The organism is Pseudarthrobacter sp. TE9888 (assembly GCF_056279345.1).
Genome location: NZ_JBWBRD010000002.1, coordinates 2,192,379 through 2,213,738, shown reverse-complemented (window position 1 = coordinate 2,213,738; position 21,360 = coordinate 2,192,379). Strand labels below are relative to the sequence as shown.

General features: G+C 66.0%; 18 protein-coding genes and 1 pseudogene. 4 read left to right on the top strand and 15 right to left on the bottom strand.

Features of this window, described 5'->3' with window-relative positions; translation table 11 throughout:
- On the bottom strand, positions 1 to 1,794 hold the full coding sequence (treS, locus tag ACZ9J7_RS10985; RefSeq protein WP_476209332.1) for a maltose alpha-D-glucosyltransferase: 1,794 nt from the start codon (positions 1,792 to 1,794) through the stop codon (positions 1 to 3).
- Positions 1,791 to 3,833: an alpha-1,4-glucan--maltose-1-phosphate maltosyltransferase gene (locus tag ACZ9J7_RS10980; protein WP_476209331.1), complete on the bottom strand. Its 2,043-nt coding sequence runs from the start codon at positions 3,831 to 3,833 to the stop codon at positions 1,791 to 1,793. Before ACZ9J7_RS10980 ends, treS begins: the two co-directional genes overlap by 4 nt.
- A 191-nt stretch (positions 3,834 to 4,024) precedes the next feature.
- On the opposite strand from ACZ9J7_RS10980, the gene glgP reads away from it, so the two are divergent.
- Positions 4,025 to 6,643 (top strand): alpha-glucan family phosphorylase, encoded by a 2,619-nt coding sequence (gene glgP, locus ACZ9J7_RS10975; protein WP_476209329.1) that lies wholly within the window; start codon positions 4,025 to 4,027, stop codon positions 6,641 to 6,643.
- Positions 6,644 to 6,718: 75 nt separating this feature from the next.
- Here the strand turns inward: glgP and ACZ9J7_RS10970 are convergent, their stop codons facing one another.
- From ACZ9J7_RS10970 to ACZ9J7_RS10935, 8 genes and pseudogenes are all read right to left on the bottom strand, one after another.
- On the bottom strand, positions 6,719 to 7,075 hold the full coding sequence (locus tag ACZ9J7_RS10970) for a barstar family protein (protein ID WP_141158085.1): 357 nt from the start codon (positions 7,073 to 7,075) through the stop codon (positions 6,719 to 6,721).
- Positions 7,076 to 7,082: 7 nt separating this feature from the next.
- Complete coding sequence (locus ACZ9J7_RS10965) at positions 7,083 to 7,571, bottom strand: guanyl-specific ribonuclease (protein WP_476209328.1); 489 nt, start codon at positions 7,569 to 7,571, stop codon at positions 7,083 to 7,085.
- A 30-nt stretch (positions 7,572 to 7,601) separates the two neighbouring features.
- Complete coding sequence (glgX, locus tag ACZ9J7_RS10960; RefSeq protein WP_476209327.1) at positions 7,602 to 9,701, bottom strand: glycogen debranching protein GlgX; 2,100 nt, start codon at positions 9,699 to 9,701, stop codon at positions 7,602 to 7,604.
- A gap of 88 nt (positions 9,702 to 9,789) precedes the next feature.
- On the bottom strand, positions 9,790 to 10,779 hold the full coding sequence (gene rlmB / locus ACZ9J7_RS10955; RefSeq protein ID WP_476209325.1) for a 23S rRNA (guanosine(2251)-2'-O)-methyltransferase RlmB: 990 nt from the start codon (positions 10,777 to 10,779) through the stop codon (positions 9,790 to 9,792).
- Between the two features lie 79 nt (positions 10,780 to 10,858).
- A pseudogene (cysS, locus tag ACZ9J7_RS10950) lies at positions 10,859 to 12,326 on the bottom strand (cysteine--tRNA ligase).
- Positions 12,327 to 12,335: 9 nt separating this feature from the next.
- On the bottom strand, positions 12,336 to 12,848 hold the full coding sequence (gene ispF / locus ACZ9J7_RS10945) for a 2-C-methyl-D-erythritol 2,4-cyclodiphosphate synthase (RefSeq protein ID WP_476209323.1): 513 nt from the start codon (positions 12,846 to 12,848) through the stop codon (positions 12,336 to 12,338).
- Positions 12,845 to 13,627 (bottom strand): 2-C-methyl-D-erythritol 4-phosphate cytidylyltransferase, encoded by a 783-nt coding sequence (gene ispD, locus ACZ9J7_RS10940; protein WP_476209322.1) that lies wholly within the window; start codon positions 13,625 to 13,627, stop codon positions 12,845 to 12,847. The genes ispF and ispD overlap by 4 nt, the downstream gene beginning before the upstream one ends.
- 107 nt (positions 13,628 to 13,734) lie before the next feature.
- Positions 13,735 to 14,217 carry a CarD family transcriptional regulator gene (locus tag ACZ9J7_RS10935; RefSeq protein WP_011690592.1) on the bottom strand — a complete coding sequence of 161 codons (483 nt, stop codon included), beginning with the start codon at positions 14,215 to 14,217 and terminating at the stop codon, positions 13,735 to 13,737.
- Positions 14,218 to 14,488: 271 nt separating this feature from the next.
- Here ACZ9J7_RS10935 and ACZ9J7_RS10930 point away from each other — a divergent pair, with 271 nt between their 5' ends.
- Complete coding sequence (locus ACZ9J7_RS10930; RefSeq protein WP_476211838.1) at positions 14,489 to 15,076, top strand: hypothetical protein; 588 nt, start codon at positions 14,489 to 14,491, stop codon at positions 15,074 to 15,076.
- Positions 15,077 to 15,150: 74 nt separating this feature from the next.
- On the opposite strand, the gene ACZ9J7_RS10925 is transcribed toward ACZ9J7_RS10930, so the two are convergent.
- Both ACZ9J7_RS10925 and ACZ9J7_RS10920 read right to left on the bottom strand, forming a co-directional pair.
- Entirely contained in the window at positions 15,151 to 15,831 is a 681-nt protein-coding gene (locus ACZ9J7_RS10925) for a response regulator transcription factor (RefSeq protein WP_141180782.1), read from the bottom strand.
- Entirely contained in the window at positions 15,828 to 17,075 is a 1,248-nt protein-coding gene (locus ACZ9J7_RS10920; protein WP_476211837.1) for a sensor histidine kinase, read from the bottom strand. Before ACZ9J7_RS10920 ends, ACZ9J7_RS10925 begins: the two co-directional genes overlap by 4 nt.
- 205 nt (positions 17,076 to 17,280) lie before the next feature.
- On the opposite strand from ACZ9J7_RS10920, the gene phoU reads away from it, so the two are divergent.
- A complete protein-coding gene (gene phoU, locus ACZ9J7_RS10915; RefSeq protein ID WP_476209320.1) occupies positions 17,281 to 17,943 on the top strand; it encodes a phosphate signaling complex protein PhoU in 663 nt (220 codons plus the stop codon).
- A 141-nt stretch (positions 17,944 to 18,084) separates the two neighbouring features.
- Here the strand turns inward: phoU and ACZ9J7_RS10910 are convergent, their stop codons facing one another.
- Positions 18,085 to 18,831: a phosphoglyceromutase gene (locus tag ACZ9J7_RS10910; RefSeq protein ID WP_476209319.1), complete on the bottom strand. Its 747-nt coding sequence runs from the start codon at positions 18,829 to 18,831 to the stop codon at positions 18,085 to 18,087.
- Between the two features lie 104 nt (positions 18,832 to 18,935).
- Here ACZ9J7_RS10910 and ACZ9J7_RS10905 point away from each other — a divergent pair, with 104 nt between their 5' ends.
- Positions 18,936 to 19,781, top strand: a complete 846-nt coding sequence (locus ACZ9J7_RS10905) for a class I SAM-dependent methyltransferase (protein ID WP_476209317.1) — start codon at positions 18,936 to 18,938, stop codon at positions 19,779 to 19,781.
- Between the two features lie 4 nt (positions 19,782 to 19,785).
- Here the strand turns inward: ACZ9J7_RS10905 and ACZ9J7_RS10900 are convergent, their stop codons facing one another.
- Positions 19,786 to 20,139, bottom strand: a complete 354-nt coding sequence (locus ACZ9J7_RS10900) for a DUF2516 family protein (protein WP_476209315.1) — start codon at positions 20,137 to 20,139, stop codon at positions 19,786 to 19,788.
- A 9-nt stretch (positions 20,140 to 20,148) separates the two neighbouring features.
- Positions 20,149 to 21,339, bottom strand: coding sequence for a trans-sulfuration enzyme family protein (locus ACZ9J7_RS10895; RefSeq protein ID WP_476209313.1), 1,191 nt, complete (start codon positions 21,337 to 21,339; stop codon positions 20,149 to 20,151).
- Positions 21,340 to 21,360: the final 21 nt, after the last annotated feature.

The following is a 21,360-nucleotide window of genomic DNA, read 5'->3' as shown; positions in this document are numbered from 1 at the left end:
TCAGTTCTCTATCGACAGGATGGGCATGGCCTGGGTGTAGGGCGACGAGGGACTTGACCCCGCCGACCGCATCCGGAGCCAGAAGAAATCGTGGCTTCCGATGGTCAGGGTGAGGGTGCCGTCGTCGCCGATACCGGGAAAGACCTGGCCGCCAAACACATCGCGGAGGCCCCTGCCGGCGTACTCGGGAATCCGCAGCGTGGCAGCGACCGGGTGCTGGGACAGGTTGAAGGCGCACAGGATGGTCTCGGCGTCGGCCCCTGCGGGGTTGTTGTCCGGGAGCTCGCGCAGGTAGGCCAGGACGGCGTCGTGGTCTGCTTCCACGTGCTTGAAGCCGCCCAGCCCGAACGCCGGGTGGTTCTTGCGGACGCTCAGGATCTGCCGGGTCCAGCGCAGCAGGGAGCCGGAGTGCGCCGCCTCAGCCTCCACGTTGGCCATGGCGTAGTTGTACACCAGGGACTGGATGGGCGGGAGGTACAGCTTGCCGGGGTCCGCATGGGAGAAGCCTGCGTTCCGGTCGGGGTTCCACTGCATGGGCGTACGGACTGCGTCGCGGTCCTCGAGCCAGATGTTGTCCCCCATGCCGATCTCGTCGCCGTAGTAGAGGAAAGGGCTGCCCGGCAGCGAGAGCAGGAGCGCGTTGATCAGCTCGATCTCGGCCCGGGAGTTGTCGAGCAGGGGCGCCAGCCGGCGGCGGATGCCGATGTTGGCCCGCATGCGCGGGTCCGGCGCGTACCAGCCCAGCATGGCGGCGCGCTCGTCGGCGGTGACCATCTCCAGGGTCAGTTCATCGTGGTTGCGGAGGAAGGTGCCCCACTGTGCGCCCTCGGGAATGTCCGGGGTGTCGCGCATGGTCTCGATGATGGGTGCGGCCTTTTGGTCGCGCAGCGCGTAGTAGAGGCGGGGCATGATGGGAAAGTGGAACGCCATGTGGCATTCGGGTTCCTCAACGGTGCCGAAGTACTCCACCACTTCAGTGGGCGGCTGGTTCGCTTCGGCGATGATCACACGCCCGGGGTAGCTTTCATCCACCATTTCCCGGAGGCGGCGGAGGAACTCGTGGGTGGCCGGCAGGTTTTCGCAGTTGGTCCCCTCCTCCTCGAAAAGGTACGGGATGGCATCCGCCCGGAAACCGTCGATTCCCTGGTCCAGCCAGAACCGGACCACATCGAAGACGGCGTCGATCACCTTGGGGTTTTCGAAGTTCAGGTCCGGCTGGTGGCTGAAGAACCGGTGCCAGAAGAACTGGCGGCGGATGGGATCGAACGTCCAGTTCGATTCCTCCGTGTCGACGAAGATGATGCGGGCATCCTGGTATTTTTCGTCGGTGTCGCTCCAGACGTAGAAGTCCCCGAACGGTCCATCCGGGTCCTTCCGGGACTCCTGGAACCAGGGGTGCTGGTCGGAGGTGTGGTTCAGTGGAAGGTCGATGATCACCCGGACGCCGCGGGCATGTGCTTCCGCCACCAGCCTTTTGAAGTCGCTGATGGTGCCGAACTCGTCCAGGACCGAGTTGTAGTCGGAGATGTCATAACCGCCGTCACGCAGCGGAGACTGGAAAAACGGGGGCAGCCAGAGGCAGTCAACGCCGAGCCACTGCAGGTAGTCCAGCCGGTCGATGAGTCCGGAGAAATCCCCGGACCCATCGCCGTTGGCATCCGAAAAGGCCCTGACGAGCACTTCATAGAACACTGCCTTGCGGTACCACAGAGGGTCATGCTGGAGGCCAGGCGCATTTAGCTCGAAGGTGCTCTTAGGGGTGAAGTGGCCGGAACCTTGCGGATTGAAGGTCACTGATGCGTTCTCCTCACGCTCAGGATGTGGGCGGGCTCCACGTGCGGATCAAGCCGCACATAGTTGAACTCGCCCCACTCCCAGCTTTGGCCGGAGAGGAGGTCGTCCACGTAGAAGCCGCCGCCGGGCGTGATGTCCTGCGGGTCCAGTTCCAGGGCTGCCAGGTCCAGGGCCACGCTGCATTCCTTGGTCACATGCGGGTCCACGTTGACCACCACGATGATGGTGTCCTTGGATCCGTCGGGAAGGGTCTTGTGCTTGGAGTAGACCACCGTTGAGTCGTCGGTGCTGTCGTGGACCGTCAGGTTCTGCAGGTCCAGCAGCGCGAGGTGGTCCCGCCGGATGTGGTTCAGCCGCGTGATGTACGGCGCCAGCGAGCGTCCGGACTCTGCGGCCGCGTCCCAGTCGCGTGCCTTGTACTCGAACTTCTCGTTGTCGATGTATTCCTCGGCACCGGGCCGGGCCACGTGCTCGTACAGTTCGTAGCCGGCGTACACACCCCAGAGCGGGCTGCCCGTGGAGGCCAGCACCGCCCTGATGCGGAACGCGGCCGGGCCGCCATACTGCAGGTATTCCGTGAGGATGTCCGGGGTGTTGACGAAGAAATTCGGGCGGAAGAACGCCGGGGACTCGTGGCTTACTTCCTCGAAGTAGGTCTCGATTTCCTTCTTGGTGTTCCGCCACGTGAAGTAGGTGTACGACTGCTGGAAGCCTGCCCTGCCCAGCGCGTGCATCATCGCGGGGCGGGTAAAGGCCTCGGCAAGGAACACGACGCCTGGCACCGCTTTGTCCACTTCAGCAATGAGCCATTCCCAGAACCACACTGGCTTGGTGTGCGGGTTGTCGACGCGGAATATCTTGACGCCGTGGCTGACCCACAGCAGCACAATCCGCAGGATTTCGCGGGAAAGGCCTTCGGGATCGTTATCGAAATTGAGCGGGTAAATGTCTTGGTACTTCTTGGGCGGGTTTTCCGCGTAGGCAATGCTGCCGTCGACCCTGGTGGTGAACCATTCCGGGTGGGACTGCACCCAGGGGTGGTCCGGGGCAGCCTGGAGCGCCAGGTCCAGTGCCACTTCCAGTCCCAGCTCGTTGGCACGTGCCACGAAGGCATCGAAGTCCTCGAAGGATCCGAGGTCGGGGTGGATGGCGTCGTGGCCGCCTTCCTTGGCTCCGATGGCCCACGGTGAACCGGGATCGTGGGGGCCGGCAACAAGCGTGTTGTTGGGCCCCTTCCGGAACTGCACGCCGATGGGGTGGATCGGCGGCATGTAGAGGACGTCGAACCCCATGGCGGCGACGGCGTCCAGCCGCTGGGCCGCGGTCCGGAAGTTGCCTGAGGTCCAGGCGCCGGTGTTGTGGTCCTTGACGGCGCCTTCGGACCGGGGGAAGAACTCGTACCAGGCGCCCCGCCCGGCCCGGTCCCGCTCCACCAGCAGGGGGTACTTCTCGGAGACGGTGACGAGTTCCCGGATGGGCTGGCGGGCAACGATGTCAGCGATTTCCTGGCTGAACCCGGCACCAAGCCGTTCCTCCGTGCTGCGGGACTGGTCACCCAGGACCTCCGAGGCGTGCCGCAGGGCAGCCCGGTCCACGTCGTCCCGGAAGTCCTCCGCGGACGCTTCGCCCAGCAGTTTGGCACCTTCGGCGAGCATGAGGTCGACGTCGATTCCGGCGTCGATCTTCACCTCGGCGTTATGGTGCCAGGTGCCGTAGCGGTCGTGCCAGGCTTCGATGGCAAAGGACCAGTTCCCCGCTTCCGACGGCGTGAGCACGCCTTCCCAGCGGTCAGTACCCATGCCCCGTTCCCCACGGGGCGGGGCAAGGCGCACGCGCTGGCGCTCGGCACCGGAAGGGTCAAGGAGCACGGCACTGACGCCGAGCTGGTCATGCCCTTCGCGGAAGCAGGTGGCGCCCACCACGATGGCTTCGCCGGGCAGGGCCTTGGCCGGGAATTTGCCGCCCTCGACGACGGGTTGTACTGCGGTAATCGGAAAACGCCCGAACCGCAGGTCCTCGGTGATACTGCGCTGGGGCATTTTGGTGGATGCTGCACTGGTTCCTGAGTTAGTCGTCACAGGCTCGACGTTAGCGAGAAATGCCCGGGATTGCTAAGCCTGCTCACTAAAAACGGTGTGCCGCGGCCGAATTTCTTCATGCCCCTGTCATTTACCCAAAAGAAACCCAAAGCTGGTTCCAGCCGCGCATGTTGTCGGTTAGTGTGACGCAGGTGAAGGCAATCCGCAGGTTTACGGTCCGTACAGTCCTCCCCGAACCCATTCGGCCCCTGGCCAGGCTGGCCAGCAATTTGCGGTGGTCCTGGCACCGCCCCACCCGGGAACTTTTCGCAGGGCTGAACCCGCGCCTCTGGGAGGAGAGCGGGCAGGACCCCATCGGCTTCCTGGGCATGGTCAGCCGCGAGGAATTCCAGCAGCTCGCCGCAAACCAGTCCGTGGTGGAGAGGGTTCGCGCCGCCGAGCAGGACCTTGACCGGTACCTCCAGGAACCGCGCTGGTACCAGGGCCTGGGCCCGGATGCACCCGCCTCCATCGCCTACTTCTCTCCCGAGTTCGGCATCACCGAGGTCCTCCCCCAATACTCGGGCGGCCTGGGTATCCTCGCCGGCGACCACCTGAAGGCAGCCTCGGACCTCGGCGTCCCCCTAATCGGGGTGGGCCTGCTGTACCAGGCGGGCTACTTCAAGCAGTCACTGTCCCGCGATGCATGGCAGCAGGAAACCTACCCTGTCCTGGATCCGGACGGCCTGCCGCTGACGCTGCTCCGGGAACCGTCTCCCGACGGCAACGGCAAGGCCCTGGAGGTGTCCCTGCCCCTTCCCAACGGGCGCCGGCTCCTGGCACATATCTGGCGGGCCGACGTCGGCCGTGTTCCCCTGCTCCTCCTGGACTCCAACGTTCCGGGCAATGACGACGCCGCCCGCAGCATCACCGACCGGTTGTACGGCGGCGGCGGCGACCACCGGCTGCAGCAGGAGCTCCTGCTGGGAATGGGCGGGGTCAAGGCCCTGCGCGCCTTCCAGAAGCTGACGGGCAGCGCCGCGCCGGAGGTGTTCCACACCAACGAAGGGCACGCGGGGTTCCTGGGGATCGAACGCATCCAGGAACTGATGTCCGGGGAAGAGGCCCTGACTTTCGACGAAGCCCTCGCCGCGGGCCGCGCCTCCACCGTGTTTACCACCCACACCCCGGTCCCGGCCGGCATCGACAGGTTCGAGATCAACCAGATCAGCCATTTCTTCCAGGCCGGACTGGCTCCGGACGTGCCCGTGGACCGCGTCCTGGAATTGGGACGGGAGAACTACGCGGACGGTAACCCTGCCGTCTTCAACATGGCGGTCATGGGCCTGCGCCTGGCCCAGCGCGCCAACGGCGTAGCCAAGCTCCACGGCGAGGTGTCCCGTGGCATGTTCTCCGCCCTCTGGCCGGGATTCGACCACTCCGAGGTGCCCATCACCTCGGTCACCAACGGCGTGCACGTGCCCACCTGGGTGGACAGCCGCATCTCCAAGCTCGCCCGCGACCAGTTTGGCAGCGAGGCCGAAGCGCTGGGCAAGTGGGACCTGGCCTACAACGTCAGCGATGCCGACGTCTGGGCGCTGCGACGCGAGATGCGCGCTGCCCTGGTGGAGGACGTCCGCCGCAGGCTGCGGGCGGCCTGGAAGAAGCGCGGCGCGGCCGACGCAGAGCTGGGCTGGACGGACAACGTCCTGGACCCGGACATCCTCACCATCGGCTTCGCCCGCCGCGTGCCCACCTACAAGCGGCTGACCCTGATGCTGCGCGAACCGGCGCGGTTGAAGGCGCTGCTCCTGCACAAGGACCACCCGATCCAGCTGGTGATCGCCGGCAAGTCGCATCCTGCCGATGACGCCGGGAAGAAAATGATCCAGGACCTGGTGCGGTTCACGGACGACCCCGAGGTCCGACACCGCATCGCGTTCCTGCCCAACTACGACATCGCCATGGCCAGGACCCTGTTTCCGGGCTGCGACGTCTGGCTGAACAACCCGCTGCGTCCGCTGGAGGCCTGCGGCACGTCGGGCATGAAGGCGGCCCTGAACGGCTCGCTGAACCTTTCCGTCCTGGACGGCTGGTGGGATGAGATGTACGACGGCGAGAACGGCTGGGCGATTCCCACGGCCAACAACGACGCTTCCCCCGAGGAGCGGGACGACATCGAAGCGGCGGCGCTGTACGAGCTGCTGGAAACACAGGTGGCACCACGCTTCTACGGCAGCACGGTGTCCGAGGCTGCAGGCGCTGCCGGCCCCTCGACGACACCGAGGGAGAAGGTGCCTACCCACTGGGTGTCCATGATCAAGCACACGCTCTCGCACCTGGGTCCGGCGGTCTCCGCTGAGCGCATGCTCCGCGACTACGTGAACATCCTCTACCGCCCGGCAGCGGAAGCGGGCCGCAGCGCCACCGCCAACTCGTACGCCCAGGCCCGTGCGTTGGCTTCATGGTCGGCCAAGGTGCGCGGCGCCTGGCCGCAGGTCCATGTTGAGCATGTGGATTCGGTCGGCGTCTCCGAGGACCCGCAGATCGGCGACACGCTCCAGGTCAACGCCTACGTGGCCCTGAACGCCCTCACGCCGGAGGACGTCTGCGTCGAGGTGGCCTATGGCCGGGCTGAGGAGAACGACACCCTGGCCGACATCACCATGATGGAGCTCCAGGTGAAGGAGGACCTGGGCAACGGGCGCCACCTGTTCAGCAGCTCCCTGGTGATCGACCGCTCCGGGCCGTTCGGTTACACGGTCCGCGTCCTGCCCCGGCATGACGCCCTGGCCTCGAAGGCCGAACTCGGGCTGATCGTGAACGCTTAGCCCATTGCGGACAAGGACCGGCAGGCCTGCTTCCCGGCAGGCCTGCCGGTCCGTTTAAGCAAGCACCGCAGTCACTTAAAGAAGCACCGCGGTGACGGCCAGGTCCTTGCCCGCGTACCGTTCTGCGTCCTGCAGGATCTCGCAGATGATCCCGAAAGACCGGTCAGCGCGGAACGGCGCCGCCACCTGCCACAGCAGCGTGACGGGAGGGTTGCCGTTCCCGCTGATGCTGTCCGCGAAGTCATGGAGCGAGTCGTTCAGCGCGTCGAGGTTCACGCCGTAATGCTCGGGAAAGTCCAGCACCTCGCCAAAAGTCTCCAGGACGGTGCGTTTACTGTCCGCCGGAGGGACCACCACGCTGCGGCGCCCGGCGTCGGCCACCTGTTCCTGCAGCTCTTCGAGGGTCCAGGTGTCGCCGGAGAAGATTCTCATGGTTTTGCTAGCTGCCTTCCGCTATGTACTTGAACGTTGCGTAGTGGTCCCCGGTGTAATACTTCTCGCCGTCGTTGCCGGCCACGATGCGCCGGGCACCCCGGTCCGGTTCACCGGGCGTGGGAACGGTGTACTCGCGGTAATACCCGCGGTCCCGGGTGGGGAGGACCCGTTCGAAGTTGCCGAACACCTGGTCATCCTGGCCGTACTGGAACGGGCCGCCCGCCCGGATCAGCGCCAGCACCCGGCGGCCCTCCACGGGCAGCGCGGATTCCCGGATCTCCGGCAGGCTCGATGGGTTGGCTCCGCGGTGGGGCCCCGGCTGCTTCGCCGCCGGGGATGTGACCGTCCCGCGCTGGGTGCCCGCAGCGCTGGAGGCGGCACCCGGCGTCGTGCCGTCCGTCTGTTGGCCCAGCAGCCCGGCGCCGCCGAACGCCACCACGGCCAGCACCACCAGGGTGGTAAGGATCAGCGGGAGGATGGAGCGGTTGCGCATGCGGGTCTGCCTGACGGGTGGATGGAGAGTCTACGTGCGGTAGATGCTGATGGAGTTGGCCTCAGCAAGGTCGATCTCCCCCGCTGCCACCTGGATGCCCTGCCGCTCCTTGTGGCGGGGCGAGGTGGTGAGCCGCAGCTCGAACAGGCTCGGAGCCGGCTTCCCGGCATCCGGCAGGGTGACCTCGACGTCATGGGCACCCCCGTTGACCACCACCAGCCCGGCAAGGTCGCCGCCGTCGTCGCGGAGCAGGAGTTGCAGGACGCGGTGCTGCGGATCATTCCAGCGCTCGGCGGACATCGGCTGGCCGTGCTGGTCGAACCAGTAGAGGTATGACTGTTCGTCGCGGACCGGGAAGTCGTGGGGCTGGGCGGCCAGGAACTCCTTGCGCAGCCGGATGTACCGTTTGGTGCTCCGCAGCATCTCGTGTGCCTCCGGCGTCAGCGTCCAGTCGAGCCAGGTAATGGCGTTGTCCTGGCAGTAGGCGTTGTTGTTGCCGTGCTGGGTCCGCGCCAGCTCGTCCCCGGCAGTGATCATCGGGACGCCGAGCGAGACCATCAGCGACACCATCAGGTTGCGCCGCGACTGGGCGCGCTGAGCCAGGATTGCGCTGTTCTCGGTGGGGCCCTCAACGCCGTGGTTGTAGCTGCGGTTGTCCCCGTGGCCGTCCCTGTTTTCTTCGCCGTTGGCCTCGTTGTGCTTCCGGTCGAAGGACACGAGGTCCTTCATGGTGAAGCCGTCATGGGCGGTGACGAAGTTGACCGACGCCAGGCGCGAACGGCCCGAGGCCTGGAAAAGGCCCGCGGAACCGGACAGGGCATCGGCGAGCTTTGCCATCGTGCCGCCGTGCCCGCCGGAATCGATGGCTGCCCGGTCGGCCAGCCAAAACGTCCGGACGGCGTCGCGGAAGTGGTCGTTCCAGTCCACCCACCCGCGCGGGAACCGGCCGGTCTGCCAGCCGCCGTAGCCAATATCCCAGGGCTCGGCGATCAGCTTGACTTCGGCCAGGACGGGATCGGCGGCGACGGCCGTGAGGAAGGGGTGGTGGGGGTCGAATTCGTTGGCGGCGTTGCGGCAGAGCGTCACGGCGAGGTCGAACCGGAAGCCGTCGATGTGGAATTCGTCCACCCAGTAGCGGAGGGAGTCGGTCACCAGCTGGACCACGTGCTGGTCCCCGAAATTGAGCGTGTTGCCGCAGCCGGTGGTGTCGATGTACTTGCCGCTGCCGTCCACGCGGTAGTACGTGTCTTCACCGAGGCCGCGGAAGCTTAGGACAGGGCCGTCCGCCGTACCTTCGGCCGTGTGGTTGTAAACGACATCGAGGATGACTTCCAGCCCGGCGGCGTGAAGTGCCTTCACCATGGCCTTGAACTCGTCCTGGACCGCCTGCGGACCCTCTTCCTGGGCCGCGCGGGTGGCGTAGCCGGGGTGCGGGGCGAAGAAGGCGGCGGTGTTGTACCCCCAGTAGTTGCTGAGGCCCAGGTCCTGCAGGTGTGGCTCATCGATGTGGAAATGGACGGGCAGGAGCTGGACGGACGTAATGCCCAGGCCGGTGAGGTGCTCTATGACGGCGGGGTGGGCCAGGCCCGCATAGGTGCCCCTCAGAGCCTCGGGCACGTCGGGATGGAGCATGCTCTGGCCGCGGACATGCGCCTCATAGACAATGGTGTTGCGCCAGGGAAGGCGCAGCCGTTCGTCAGCTTCCCAGTCGAAGTCGACGGCGGTGCGGACGCTGGTGAGGAAGCCGTCCCCCTGGTCCACTCCCCGGCCGTACGGGTCCAGCAGCAGGGGCTGGCGGGCGGAGCCATTGCTTGCCGGAAGCACCGGGGGCAGAGGCTGGCCGTCCGACGTCGGGCGGAAGCCGTAGCGCGATCCGTACGGCAGGTCTTCCACGATGCCGTGGTGGACTCCCTTGGTCACGTTGGGCAGGGTCTGGGTACGCCACCGGCCGCCGGGAGGGCAGTAGGCGATGTCCACGCTGCCGACGCCGGGGGCGAAGCAGGCAACGTTGGCACGTCCGCCGGTGTGGTGGCGGGTACCGCCGGAGTCAGCGCGCGGGACGCTGACACCGAGGGGAACAGCCGAGGAGGCGTCCATGGTGGAAGCGGTGTCGAAAAGCGGCATGACCATCACCTAAATAATAGCGGCCAGCGGCACTTGACCTGCCCGTACGCCCCTGCGGCGCCGGGAATCCGCACGCAGGTTACGGGCGGCGAAGTTATCCTGCGGAGCGCTGGCGGGAGACCTCGTACAGCGAGATGCCCACGGCCATCGAGGCGTTCAGGGACTCCATGGCGGAATCGATGGGGATGGAGACGATCTGGTCGCAGTTTTCCCGGACCAGCCGGCTCAAACCCTTCCCTTCGGAGCCCACCACGATGCACACCGGTTCGGTGGCCAGTGTGAGGTCAGGCAGCGAAACATCGCCGTCGCCGTCGAGCCCCAGGACATAGATGCCCATGTTCTTGAACTGCTTCAGCGCGTTGTTCAGGTTGGAGGCGCGGGCCACGGGCACACGGACGGCGGCACCGGCGCTGGTCTTCCATGCCGAGGCGGTCACACCCACGGAACGGCGCTCGGGCACGATGACGCCGTGGCCGCTGAAGGCGGAGACGGAGCGGATGATTGCACCCAGGTTCCGGGGGTCGGTAATGCCGTCAAGGGCAACGAAGAGCGGCGCGTTGGAGATGTGCCCCTTCTTCCACTTGTCCACGGTTTCCTCGGCGAGCTCATAGGCGTCCTGGTACTCGTAGGGCGGGATCTGCAGGACCAGGCCCTGGTGGACGGCGTCGTCCGTCATCCGGTCAAGTTCAGGCTTGCCCGTTTCCAGCAGCGGGATGCCGCGTTCGGCGGCGAGCTTCAGGGATTCCTTGACCCGGTCATCCATTTCGATGCGGATGGCAACGTGGAGGGCCTTCGCCGGGATGCCGGCGCGGAGCGCCTCGACCACGGAGTTGCGCCCGGTAACGACTTCCTCGGTGGCGCGACCCTTGGGGCCGGATTTGGCGGCACCGGCGCTGCGGGCACCGGTCCCCCGCTTGGCTGCGGAGCGTTCAGAGAGCTGCTTGGCCTTGTGCGCTTTGTGGTACACACGGTCCTCGGCCTTGGGCGTGGGTCCCTTGCCCTCGAGGGCCTTGCGGCCATGGCCACCGGTTCCGACGGTTGGGCCCTTCTTCGCTTTAACCGATCGGCGACCATTGTTGGCCATGTTGTTCCACCCTTGATTGTGCTGACTGAATCTGCATACCAGTCTACTGACCCGAAAAAAATCGGGGATAGCGGCCTGTTCAGTCCCGCTTGAGGCTCCAGGTGGCACCGTCCGGGCCGTCCTCCACCAGGACGCCTGCCTGGTTGAGGGTGTCCCGGATGGCGTCCGACTTCGCCCAGTCCTTGTCGGCGCGGGCAGCCGCCCGGGCCGAGAGCTGCGCCTCGACCAGGACGTCGAGCGCTTCGGCCTCACGCGTGCTGGCTTTTTCGGAGCCTGCGACGGCGTTGAGCCCCAGGACGCCGGTCATCAGGACCACGGCGTGCATGGCACTCCGGGCGCCGTCGTCGTCCCCGTCGGCGAGGGCCGTGTTACCCGCCCGAACCGTCTCATGCAGTGCCGCCAGAGCGCGCGGGACGTTAAGGTCGTCGTCCATGGCCTCCTGGAATGCCTGGACATTTGCGGATGAGGAACCGTGGCTGCCGTCGATGGGGCCCGCGTCCCCGCCGAAGCGTGCCGCGGCCTTGGCCAGGAATCCGTCGATGCGTTCCACGGCCGCCGCTGCCTCCTGCAGGGACGTGGGACGGTAGTCAAGGATGGACCGGTAGTGCGCCTGGCCGAGGTAGTAGCGGACCACCCGCGGTGGGGCGAGTTCGAGCATTTCGGCCGGGCTGATGGTGTTGCCGATGGACTTGGACATCTTTTCGCCCTGGTACGTCACCATGCCGTTGTGCATCCAGAAGTTGGCGAAGGGATGTCCGGCTGCCTGCGACTGGGCCATCTCGTTTTCGTGATGCGGGAATCGGAGGTCCAGGCCCCCGCCGTGGATGTCGAAGGCTGCACCGAGGTACTTGGTCACCATGGCGGAGCACTCGAGGTGCCAGCCCGGCCGCCCGGCACCCCAGGGCGAGGACCAGCTGGCGGTGGCCGGCTCCCCTTCCTTGGAACCCTTCCACAGCGCAAAGTCGCGGGGGTCCTTCTTGCCGCGGGGATCGGCGTCGGGCGCTGCCTGCATATCATCTGATGTTCTGCCGGGTCAGGGCGCCGTACTTGTCCCAGGAGCGGACGTCGAAGTACACGTCCCCTGAGTCGTCCAGCGCCGGGTAGGCGTGGCCGCGGTCGATGAGCTGCTGGATCAGGGCATGCATTTCGGGGATGTGTCCGGTGGCGCGGGGCTCGTACGTGGGGCGGGAGACGCCCAGGGCGTCATAGGCCTTCAGGAATTCCTGCTCGTAGCGGTAGGCCAGGGCCCACCATTCCTCGCGGGCAACCTCGCCCGGCTCGGGGCTGAAGTCCGGCGCAAAGGAGGCTTCGGACTTGGCGAGAATCTTGTCGTCGATGTCCGTCACGTTGCGGACAACCGTGACGCGCAGGCCCCGGTACTGCAGCCAGCGGGTGAGCTGGTCGAAAGCGATGGCGGAACGGATATGGCCTACGTGCGGCATCCCCTGGACGGTCGCACCGCAGTAGTAGAGGCTGACCTTGCCCTCGACGAGGGGGACGAAATTCCGGACGTCAGCGGAGGCGGTGTCATAGAAGCGCAGGGTCACCGCTCCAGACTAGCTGATGGGTGCAGGGGGCTGCGGGTACACCAAGGCGGTGGCCACGGCGGAGATTCCCTCGCCGCGCCCGGTGAATCCCAGGCCGTCACTGGTGGTTGCCGTGACGCCAACGTGTGCCCCTGCCGCCTCGCTCAGGACCCTTTGCGATTCTTCCCGACGCGGGCCGAATTTGGGCCGGTTGGCAACAAACTGCACGGCGACGTTGCCGATTTCGAATCCGGCGGCCCGGACGATCCGTGCGGCCTCGGCGAGGAGGGTGGCACCGGACGCACCGGCAAATTCGGGGCGGTCCGTCCCGAAGTGGGTGCCAAGGTCGCCGATGCCGGCAGCCGAAAACAGGGCGTCCGCTGCTGCGTGCGCCACAGCGTCGCCGTCCGAATGCCCGGCGAGGCCGCGTTCGCCTGGCCAGAGCAGGCCACCGAGCCACAGCGGGCGCGGAGAATCCTCGGGGGCATAGGCGTGGACGTCGATGCCCACGCCGGTGCGGGGCAGGACGGGGTCCGGGCTCATCCCTCCACCCACCGGGCACCGAGCGGACCCTCAAGGAGCCCTTCGGCGAAGATGAGGTCAAGGGGTGTGGTGATCTTTAGGGACTGCGTTGACCCGCGGACGGCGTGCACCGCGGTGCCCAGCATTTCCACGAGCATGGCGTCGTCAGTGACGGCCGCTGCCTGCTGCTGGTCCAGTTCCTGTGCTGCCTGGTGCGCCCGCAGCAGCGTGCCGAGGGTGAAGCCTTGCGGGGTCTGCACAGCCCGCAGTTCCTCGCGGCGGGCAGTCCCCGTGACAACTTCGGGGGCAACCGCAGCGTCACTGCCGGTGGTAGCCGCCACTGTCTTGACCGTGTCCACGACCGGGAGCACCGGAATAACCGCCGCGGCGCCGGCGACCAGGGAATCGCAGACCCGGTGGAAAACGGATTCGGGCGTCAGGGCACGGGCGGCGTCGTGGACGAGGACGGCCTCGATGCCTTCCATCAGCGCTGCGATTCCGGCGCGGACGGACTCGGCCCTGGTGGATCCGCCGTCAACGACAGTCAGGAGGGGTCCGCCGTCGGCAAGTTCCTCCCGGAAGTCATCGCACAGCCGGCGCAGGCCTTCGTCGCCGGGAGGCAAGGCCACGCATACCTGGCTGGCCACGCCGGAAGCAACAATGCCCCGCAGGGCATGCATCAGGATCGGCTCTCCGCCAAGCGGCACTGCTGCCTTGGGCATGCCGTAGCCAAGGCGTTGCCCGGAACCTGCGGCAACCACGATGACTGCTGTGACCGGGCGCATGGGTGATTCACTCATGCGGACTAGCCTACGACGCCGCACCATCGCTTGGGTGCCCGGGACACCACCGGGGGTGGGCCCAAAAAAAGCCCCGGCGGCACGTGCGTGCAGCCGGGGCTAAATTCTTAGGAAGCCAGGACCTCGTCGAGAACGCTTGCTGCCTTCTCCTCGTCGGTCTTTTCAGCCAGCGCCAATTCTGAAATCAGAATCTGGCGGGCCTTGGCCAGCATTCGCTTCTCGCCTGCGGAAAGGCCCCGGTCGTGATCCCGGCGCCACAGGTCGCGAACAACCTCTGCCACCTTGATGACGTCACCGGAAGCAAGCTTCTCCAGATTTGCCTTGTACCTGCGTGACCAGTTGGTGGGCTCCTCGGTGAACTCGGCACGAAGCACATCGAACACGTGCTCCAGGCCTTCCTTGCCCACTACGTCCCGGACCCCAACAAGGTCAACGTTCTCTGCTGGAACTTCAATGGTCAGATCACCCTGAGCCACCTTGAGCTTGAGATACATCTTCTCTTCGCCCTTGATGGTGCGCATCTTGATTTCTTCAATCTTCGCAGCACCGTGGTGAGGGTAAACTACTGTCTCGCCGACCTCAAATACCATGTGGACATTTCCCCTTTCCCGCAGACCAGTTTATCACGATTCAGGCATATGACCGGCCGGAGAAAGGGCTCCCAACCGCGAAAATACGCGGGAAAAGGGCCCAATCGACCCCCTCCACCCTCTTGACGGATGCGCGGATTAGTGCATGTGGTGAGCGCTCCCACGGGGGATGTGACACCGCCGAATCCTCGTTTGCCCCTCTTTGCGGATAGGCTATGGCTGAAAAAGACTTCAAATTTCTTGAGGAGTACGTGACGTGCGTTCCACTGCGATGAACCGGGCCCAGCGCGGCAAACTGGCACTGACGGCTGCTGCCCTTGGCGCCAGCCTGCTGACCGCAGGCTGCGGCTACATCACGCCCCAGCAGACCAGCCATCAGTACTCAGCCTCGGACGGCATCCGCGCTGACCTCGGTCCGCTGCAGCTTCGGAACATCCTTATCGTTTCCACCGGCGAAGACGAGCCCGGCCGCCTGATCGGTGCCGTTTACAACTCCTCCTCCAAGGATGTGAAGCTCACCGTCAACGGCGCAAAAGGCTCCCAGACCGAGATTCCGGTAAAGGCCAACTCCTCCACCATGCTGACCGACAAAACGGACGCGGCCATCCTGAGCACCACCGGCGGCAAGCCGGGCTCCCTGGTGGACGTCAAGATCAGCGAGAACGGTACCAACGTCACCAGCACGGTCAAGGTTCCCGTCCTGGACGCCACCCTGCAGGAGTACAAGGACTACGTCCCCACTCCCAGCCCTTCGGCGACGTCCACGCCGTCGTCCTCTTCGCCGGCCAGTGCGGGCGCAACCTCCTCCGCCTCCGCGACCTCCAGCGCCACGGCAACGGCGACTGCCACCAGCCGCTAAGGCGGACGCTGGAAGAAACAGACACAAAAAGGGAGGAGCCCGGGGCTCCTCCCTTTTTTGCGGTATTTTCCGGCCTACGGCTCGAACTTGTATCCGAGGCCGCGGACGGTCACCAGGTAGCGCGGTGCGGAAGGATCCGGTTCGATCTTTCCGCGGAGGCGCTTCACGTGGACGTCCAGGGTCTTGGTGTCGCCAACGTAGTCGGAGCCCCACACCCGGTCGATCAACTGGCCACGGGTGAGCACCCGGCCGGAGTTGCGGAGGAGCATCTCGAGCAGTTCGAACTCCTTCAAGGGAAGCAGGACCTGTTCGCCGTCCACGCTCACAACATGCCGTTCGATGTCCATCCGGACAGGCCCGGCCTGGACGGTGGCGGAAATCAGTTCCTCCGGCTCGCCCTGGCGGCGCAGGACGGCCCGGACACGGGCCACCAGCTCCCGGGAGGAGTAAGGCTTGGTGACGTAGTCGTCCGCGCCGAGCTCCAGGCCCACCACTTTGTCGATTTCCGAGTCCTTGGCGGTCAGCATGATCACGGGAACGGTGGAGCGCTGGCGGAGCTGGCGGCACACCTCCGTACCGGAAAGCCCGGGGAGCTGCAGGTCCAGCAGCACCAAGTCGGCGCCGTTGCGGTCGAATTCGGTGATGGCGTCCAGCCCGTTGTCCACCACCTCAACCTCGAATCCTTCTTTGCCCAGCAAATAGGACAAGGGATCGCTGAACGACTCCTCGTCCTCAACAATCAAAATCCTGCTCAAGCGCTAGCTCCTCGTTCTGTTGCGCCGGCGGCGCGTGGTACTTGGGTAAGAGTGGGCTGTTCCGGCGTCCCCTGGGCGGGCGGCAGAGCCGGCTCCACGGAACTGGACGGCCCGGCGTCGCCGTCCTGCCCTTCCATTTCGGGCAGCCGAAGGGTGAAAGTCGACCCCTGGCCTGGCTGTGACCACAGCGTCACTTCGCCGCCGTGGTTCGACGCCACGTGCTTGACGATGCTCAGGCCAAGGCCGGTGCCGCCCGTCTGGCGGGAACGGGCGGCGTCAACCCGGTAGAAGCGCTCGAAGACGCGCTCCTGGTCCTCCGGCGACAACCCGTCCCCCTGGTCTGTGACGGAAATCGATACCAGGCCGTCCCTGGAGCGGACACCGATGCCAACGCGGGTGTTGGGCGGGGAATAGCGGATGGCATTGTCGATGAGGTTCCGCAGCGCCGTGACCAGGAGGTCCTGGTCCCCGAACACCTTCCCCTCTGTCCGGCCGCCCACCACGATGCTGATGTTCTTGCTTTCGGCAGGAAGCTGCGACCGGTCCACGGCCTCTGCGATCACCGCGTTGATGTCAACGGGACCGCCCTGCTGCGTCACGCTGGCGCCCTGGAGCCGGGAAAGTTCAATGATGTCCTGGACCAGTGCGGCCAGGCGGGCGGACTCCTTATGCATGCGCTTGGCGAAGCGGCGCACCGCTTCCTCGTCATCGGCAGAGGATTCCAGCGCTTCCGCCAGCAGGGAGATGGCACCCACCGGGGTCTTCAGTTCGTGCGAGACGTTGGCCACGAAGTCGTTGCGGATCTCTTCGGTCCGCGTGATCTCGGTCCGGTCATCGGCAAGGAGCAGGATGTATTCCTCACCCAGCATGGCTGCCCGCACCTGGACGATGATGGTTCCCTGCCCCAGCGGCCCGCGCGGAAGCTCGAGCTGCTTTTCCAGGATGACGCCGTCCCGCCGGACCCCTGCGGTCATGTCCAGGAGTTCCTTGTGCACCACGGTGTGCCCGCGGACCAGGCCGTACGCGTAGGCCGCGGGGCTGGCGCGGACCACGCCGTCGAGGTCGTCCAGCACCACGAAGGCCCGTCCGACGACGGCGAGCACCTCCGCTGCTCCGGACGGCAGGGCAATCTCCCCGGCGTCGACGTCCAGCAGTTCGCGCTGCTTCTCGCTGACCCGGTAGGCAAGCACGCCGAACGTGCCAAGCGCCAGGCCGATAAGGCCGGCAACCAGGCCAATGAGCATAGGATCCACAGCTCCACTTTATGCTCATGGATGGCGCCTCCCACCGACTCCGGGCACTTAGGGGGAACGGTTCAACTAACGTTCATCTGTGTGGGCATAATCGTTTACCGGGCGATGACAAAGTTAGTGGTTAGAGCGCCCATTGGCGACACGATTCCTGCTGCCCTGGAACGGCCGGCGGGAGTTCCAAGGAAAGGACGCCCACGTGCGTAAGGTTTTTCAGGAAGAGCTCACCCAGGTTGGTGACCAGCTGGTGGAGATCTCCCGCCTGGTCAGCGAAGCGATGGACAAGGCCACTACCTCATTCCAGGTGGCGGACGTGGACCTCGCCCAGGACGTCATCGCTGCAGATGCACGCATTGACTTCCTGCAGAACAGCCTGGATGAGCGGGCCATCGACATCCTGGCGCTGCAGGGTCCTGTCGCCAGCGACCTGCGCATGATCGTAGGTTCCCTCCGGATGAGCGCATCCCTGGAGCGGATGGGTGACCTGGCCCGGCATATCGCACAGCTGGCCCGCCTCCGCTACCCCTCCACGGTGATTCCCGCGTCCATGACGGAGACCTTCAACCGGATGGCCGAACTGGACCAGGAGATCGCCGACAAGCTGACGGTCCTGCTGGAGAGCCGCGACCTCGAGGTGGCCAGGGACATCCTCAAGGCGAACACTGCCATTAACGACCTGCACCTGAGCGTCTTCAAGGCCATCGCTGCTCCCGAGTGGACCGAGTCCCCCGCCACCACGGTGGACGTTGCACTCGCCAGCCGCTACTTCGAACGCTTCGCGGACCACGGCGTCTCCGTAGCCCAGAAAGTCACCTACCTCGTGACCGGAGCGTGGCAGCCGAACGCCACCGAGCACAGCTAGACACTGCTGATAACGACGGCGGGCTGGTCACCTGAGGTGACCAGCCCGCCGTCGTCGTTTCACCTTTGACGCAGCGCGTTCTTCGGCCGGAGTGCGTCTAAGGGAGGAACGACCGAGCACCCGGCGAAGAACCGCGAAGTCTTACTTCTTGCCCTGGTTGGCTACTGCCAGGATGGCCTGCTCGGCCGCCTCGGGGTCGAGGTAGGTGCCGCCGGGCTTGACCGGCTGGAAATCCTCGTCAAGGTCGTACACCAGCGGGATGCCCGTGGGGATGTTCAGGCCGGCAATGGCTTCATCGCTGATGCCGTCCAGGTGCTTGACCAGCGCGCGGAGCGAGTTGCCGTGGGCGGTGACCAGGACGGTCTTGCCGGCCTTGAGGTCTTCCTTGATGTCCGATTCCCAGTAGGGCAGGAGCCGGACCAGGACGTCTTTCAGGCACTCGGTGCGCGGGAGGGCGTCGCCCAGGTCCGCATACCGGGGGTCGTGTGCTTGGCTGAATTCGCTGTCGTCATCCAGGGGCGGCGGCGGGGTGTCGTAGGAGCGGCGCCATTCCATGAACTGCGCTTCGCCGTATTCGGCCAGCGTCTGGGCCTTGTCCTTGCCCTGGAGCGCACCGTAGTGGCGTTCGTTCAGGCGCCAGTCGCGCTTGACCGGAATCCAGCCGCGGTCCGCCTTGTCCAGTGCAATGTTTGCGGTGTTGATGGCCCGCTTCAGCAGGGAGGTGTAGAGAACATCCGGAAGGATGTTGTTTTCCACCAGCAGTTCGCCGCCACGCGCTGCTTCCGCGCGGCCCTGGTCGTTCAGGTCAACGTCCACCCAGCCGGTGAACAGGTTCTTGGCGTTCCATTCGCTGTGGCCGTGGCGCAGCAGGATCAGCTTGTAAGTCATGATTTTCATCCTAGCCGAGCCGTGTTGCCGCCCGCCCAGCGTTACACGCAGCCCGCGGGCCCGGGGATGGGCGGGACACCGGCGCCGGGCGATAGGGTTGGGCGGTGGTTCAAAAGGCTGAGCGGGTGAACGCCCCGCAACTCTCCGGACGGAGGCCCGCCGCCAGGCAGGGCCGGCCGGTGGGCAATGTGACCCGCGGGACCACCAACCCCAACCGGATGCGCCGGGTGGACCGTTGGCTGGCGGGACCGCAGGCCTGGCGCCTCAGGTCCGCGGCGGACCCGCTGGTGGTTGACCTGGGCTACGGCGCAACGCCCGCCACCGCCGTCGAACTCTATGAAAGGCTCGCAGCCGTCAGACCCGACGTGCGGGTCTGCGGGATCGAAATTGAGCCCGAGCGGGTCCGGGCAGCGCTTCCGCTGCAGCGTCCCCGGCTGACCTTCCAGGTGGGCGGCTTTGAACTGCCCGTTCCCGGGCGTCCTGTCCTGGTCCGGGCCTTTAATGTCCTGCGGCAGTACGAGGAAGCCGATGTGCAGGGCATCTGGCGGCTGGTGCAGGACCGGCTGTCACCCGGGGGCTTGTTCGTTGACGGCACGTGCGACGAAATCGGGCGACGGGTCACATGGGTGGCACTCGACCGGCACCGCCCGGTGTCCCTGAGCATCTCGGTGCGTTTCGGCAGTTTAGACCTGCCTTCCGAAGTGGCCGAGCGGCTTCCCAAAGCCCTGATCCACCGGAACGTTCCCGGTGAACCTGTGCATGCCTTCATGCAGGCGATGGACAGGGCATGGCTTGAGAGCGCGCCGCTTGCCTCATTTGGCAACAGGCAGCGCTGGGTGGGCATGTGCCGCAGCCTGCGCGACGCCGGGTGGCCGGTCCACGACGGCCCCGCCAGATGGCGGCTTGGCGAGCTCACGGTGGACTGGGAGGCAGTGGCCCCGCTGGGTTAGGGAATCACCAGGGGCCGTACGGGCCCATGTTGCGGCTGCCGCCGCGGCCTGCATCCTTCACTGCGGGGCGGACATCTGCCAGGTAGACGGAGGCGGCGACCACCGCGGCCAGGCCGAACAGGCCCAGGGTGCTGAAGATGCCTCCGCCGGACCCGAACAACGAAATCACGCCGACCAGGGCCGAGCCGCCCGTCAAGGCCAGCCAAAAGGTCTTGGTCCGTTTGCCGGTGGCTTCGAAGGCGTTGGGCCGGTGCCGGGCACAGTCCACGAACGCCCACAGCTCAAGACCCAAAGCCACCAGACCAAGGATGAAGAACACTGCCTGCTCTACGTAACTGATGATTAGTCGACCGTCCACAGACCCAGCCTAGCCGCCCAGCGAGTCCAGCGCCTGCTCCAGGTCGGCCCAGAGGTCCTCGACGCCCTCCACCCCGACGCTCAGCCGTACCAGGTTCTCCGGGACGCTGGCGGGTTCGGCTGAGTGCCGGCGCCTGCGTTCAATGAGGGACTCGACGCCGCCCAGGGACGTGGCGGGCAACCAGAGGTTCAGGGCCCGCACCAGTTTGTCCGCGGCGTCGGCGCCGCTGAGGCCGGCTGCGGGGGCCACCTGGATGCAGATAATGGACCCAAACCCCTTCATCTGCTCTTTGGCGCGGACGTGGCCTGGATCGGAATCGAGCCCGGGGAACCGGATGGATTCAATGGCCGGATGCGCGGCGAGGCGTTCCGCCAGGACCACCGCGGACTCCTGGGACCGCTCCACCCGAAGGGCGAGGGTCCGCAGGCCGCGCAGTGCAAGCCATGCTTCAAAGGGACCGGCGATGGCGCCGTGGATGATGCGGTGGTGCAGCAGGTCGGACCGGATCTCAGGGTTGGAGGTGACCAGCGCGCCGAGGACGACGTCGGAATGCCCGGCCAGGTACTTGGTCACCGAGTGGAGGACGACGTCGGATCCGAGCAACAGGGGCTGCTGCACCAAGGGCGTGGAGAAGGTGTTGTCCGTGACGACGATGGCGCCGGCGGCATGCGCGGCCTCTGCGACGGCGGCCATGTCCGCTATTCCGAGCATGGGGTTGGTGGGGCTTTCCAACCACAACATGGCGGCGGCCTTGCCCGAGGGGCCTTTGGGCGCGAGTGCGTCCTTGACCGCATCGGTGTCGGCGATGTCCACGGTCCGGAGCTCAATGAAGCCCTTTTGGGCGAGTTCCGAGGCCATCACCAGGGAGCCGGAGTAGCTGTGGTTGGGCATGACCAGCACACCGCCGGCGGGGATAAGGGACAATGCGGAGCTGACCGCTGCCAGTCCCGATGCATAGAGCAGGCCAGGCAGCGTGGATGCCTCAAGCTGGCCAAGCGCTTCCTCGAAGGGATCCCAGGTGGGGTTGGAGTAGCGGCCGTAACCCCGGTCGCCATCACCGAGCGGGCCGGTCCCGAAGTAAGTGGAGGAAAGGGTAATGGGAGGATTGACCGGCTGGTCCCTTTCGCGCGGCGGACGCCCCGCCGCAACCACCACGGTCTGGGGCGAAAGGGATGCGGCCTGGTGTTCGGAAAGACTCATGGGCAAAAGCGTACTGTTCCT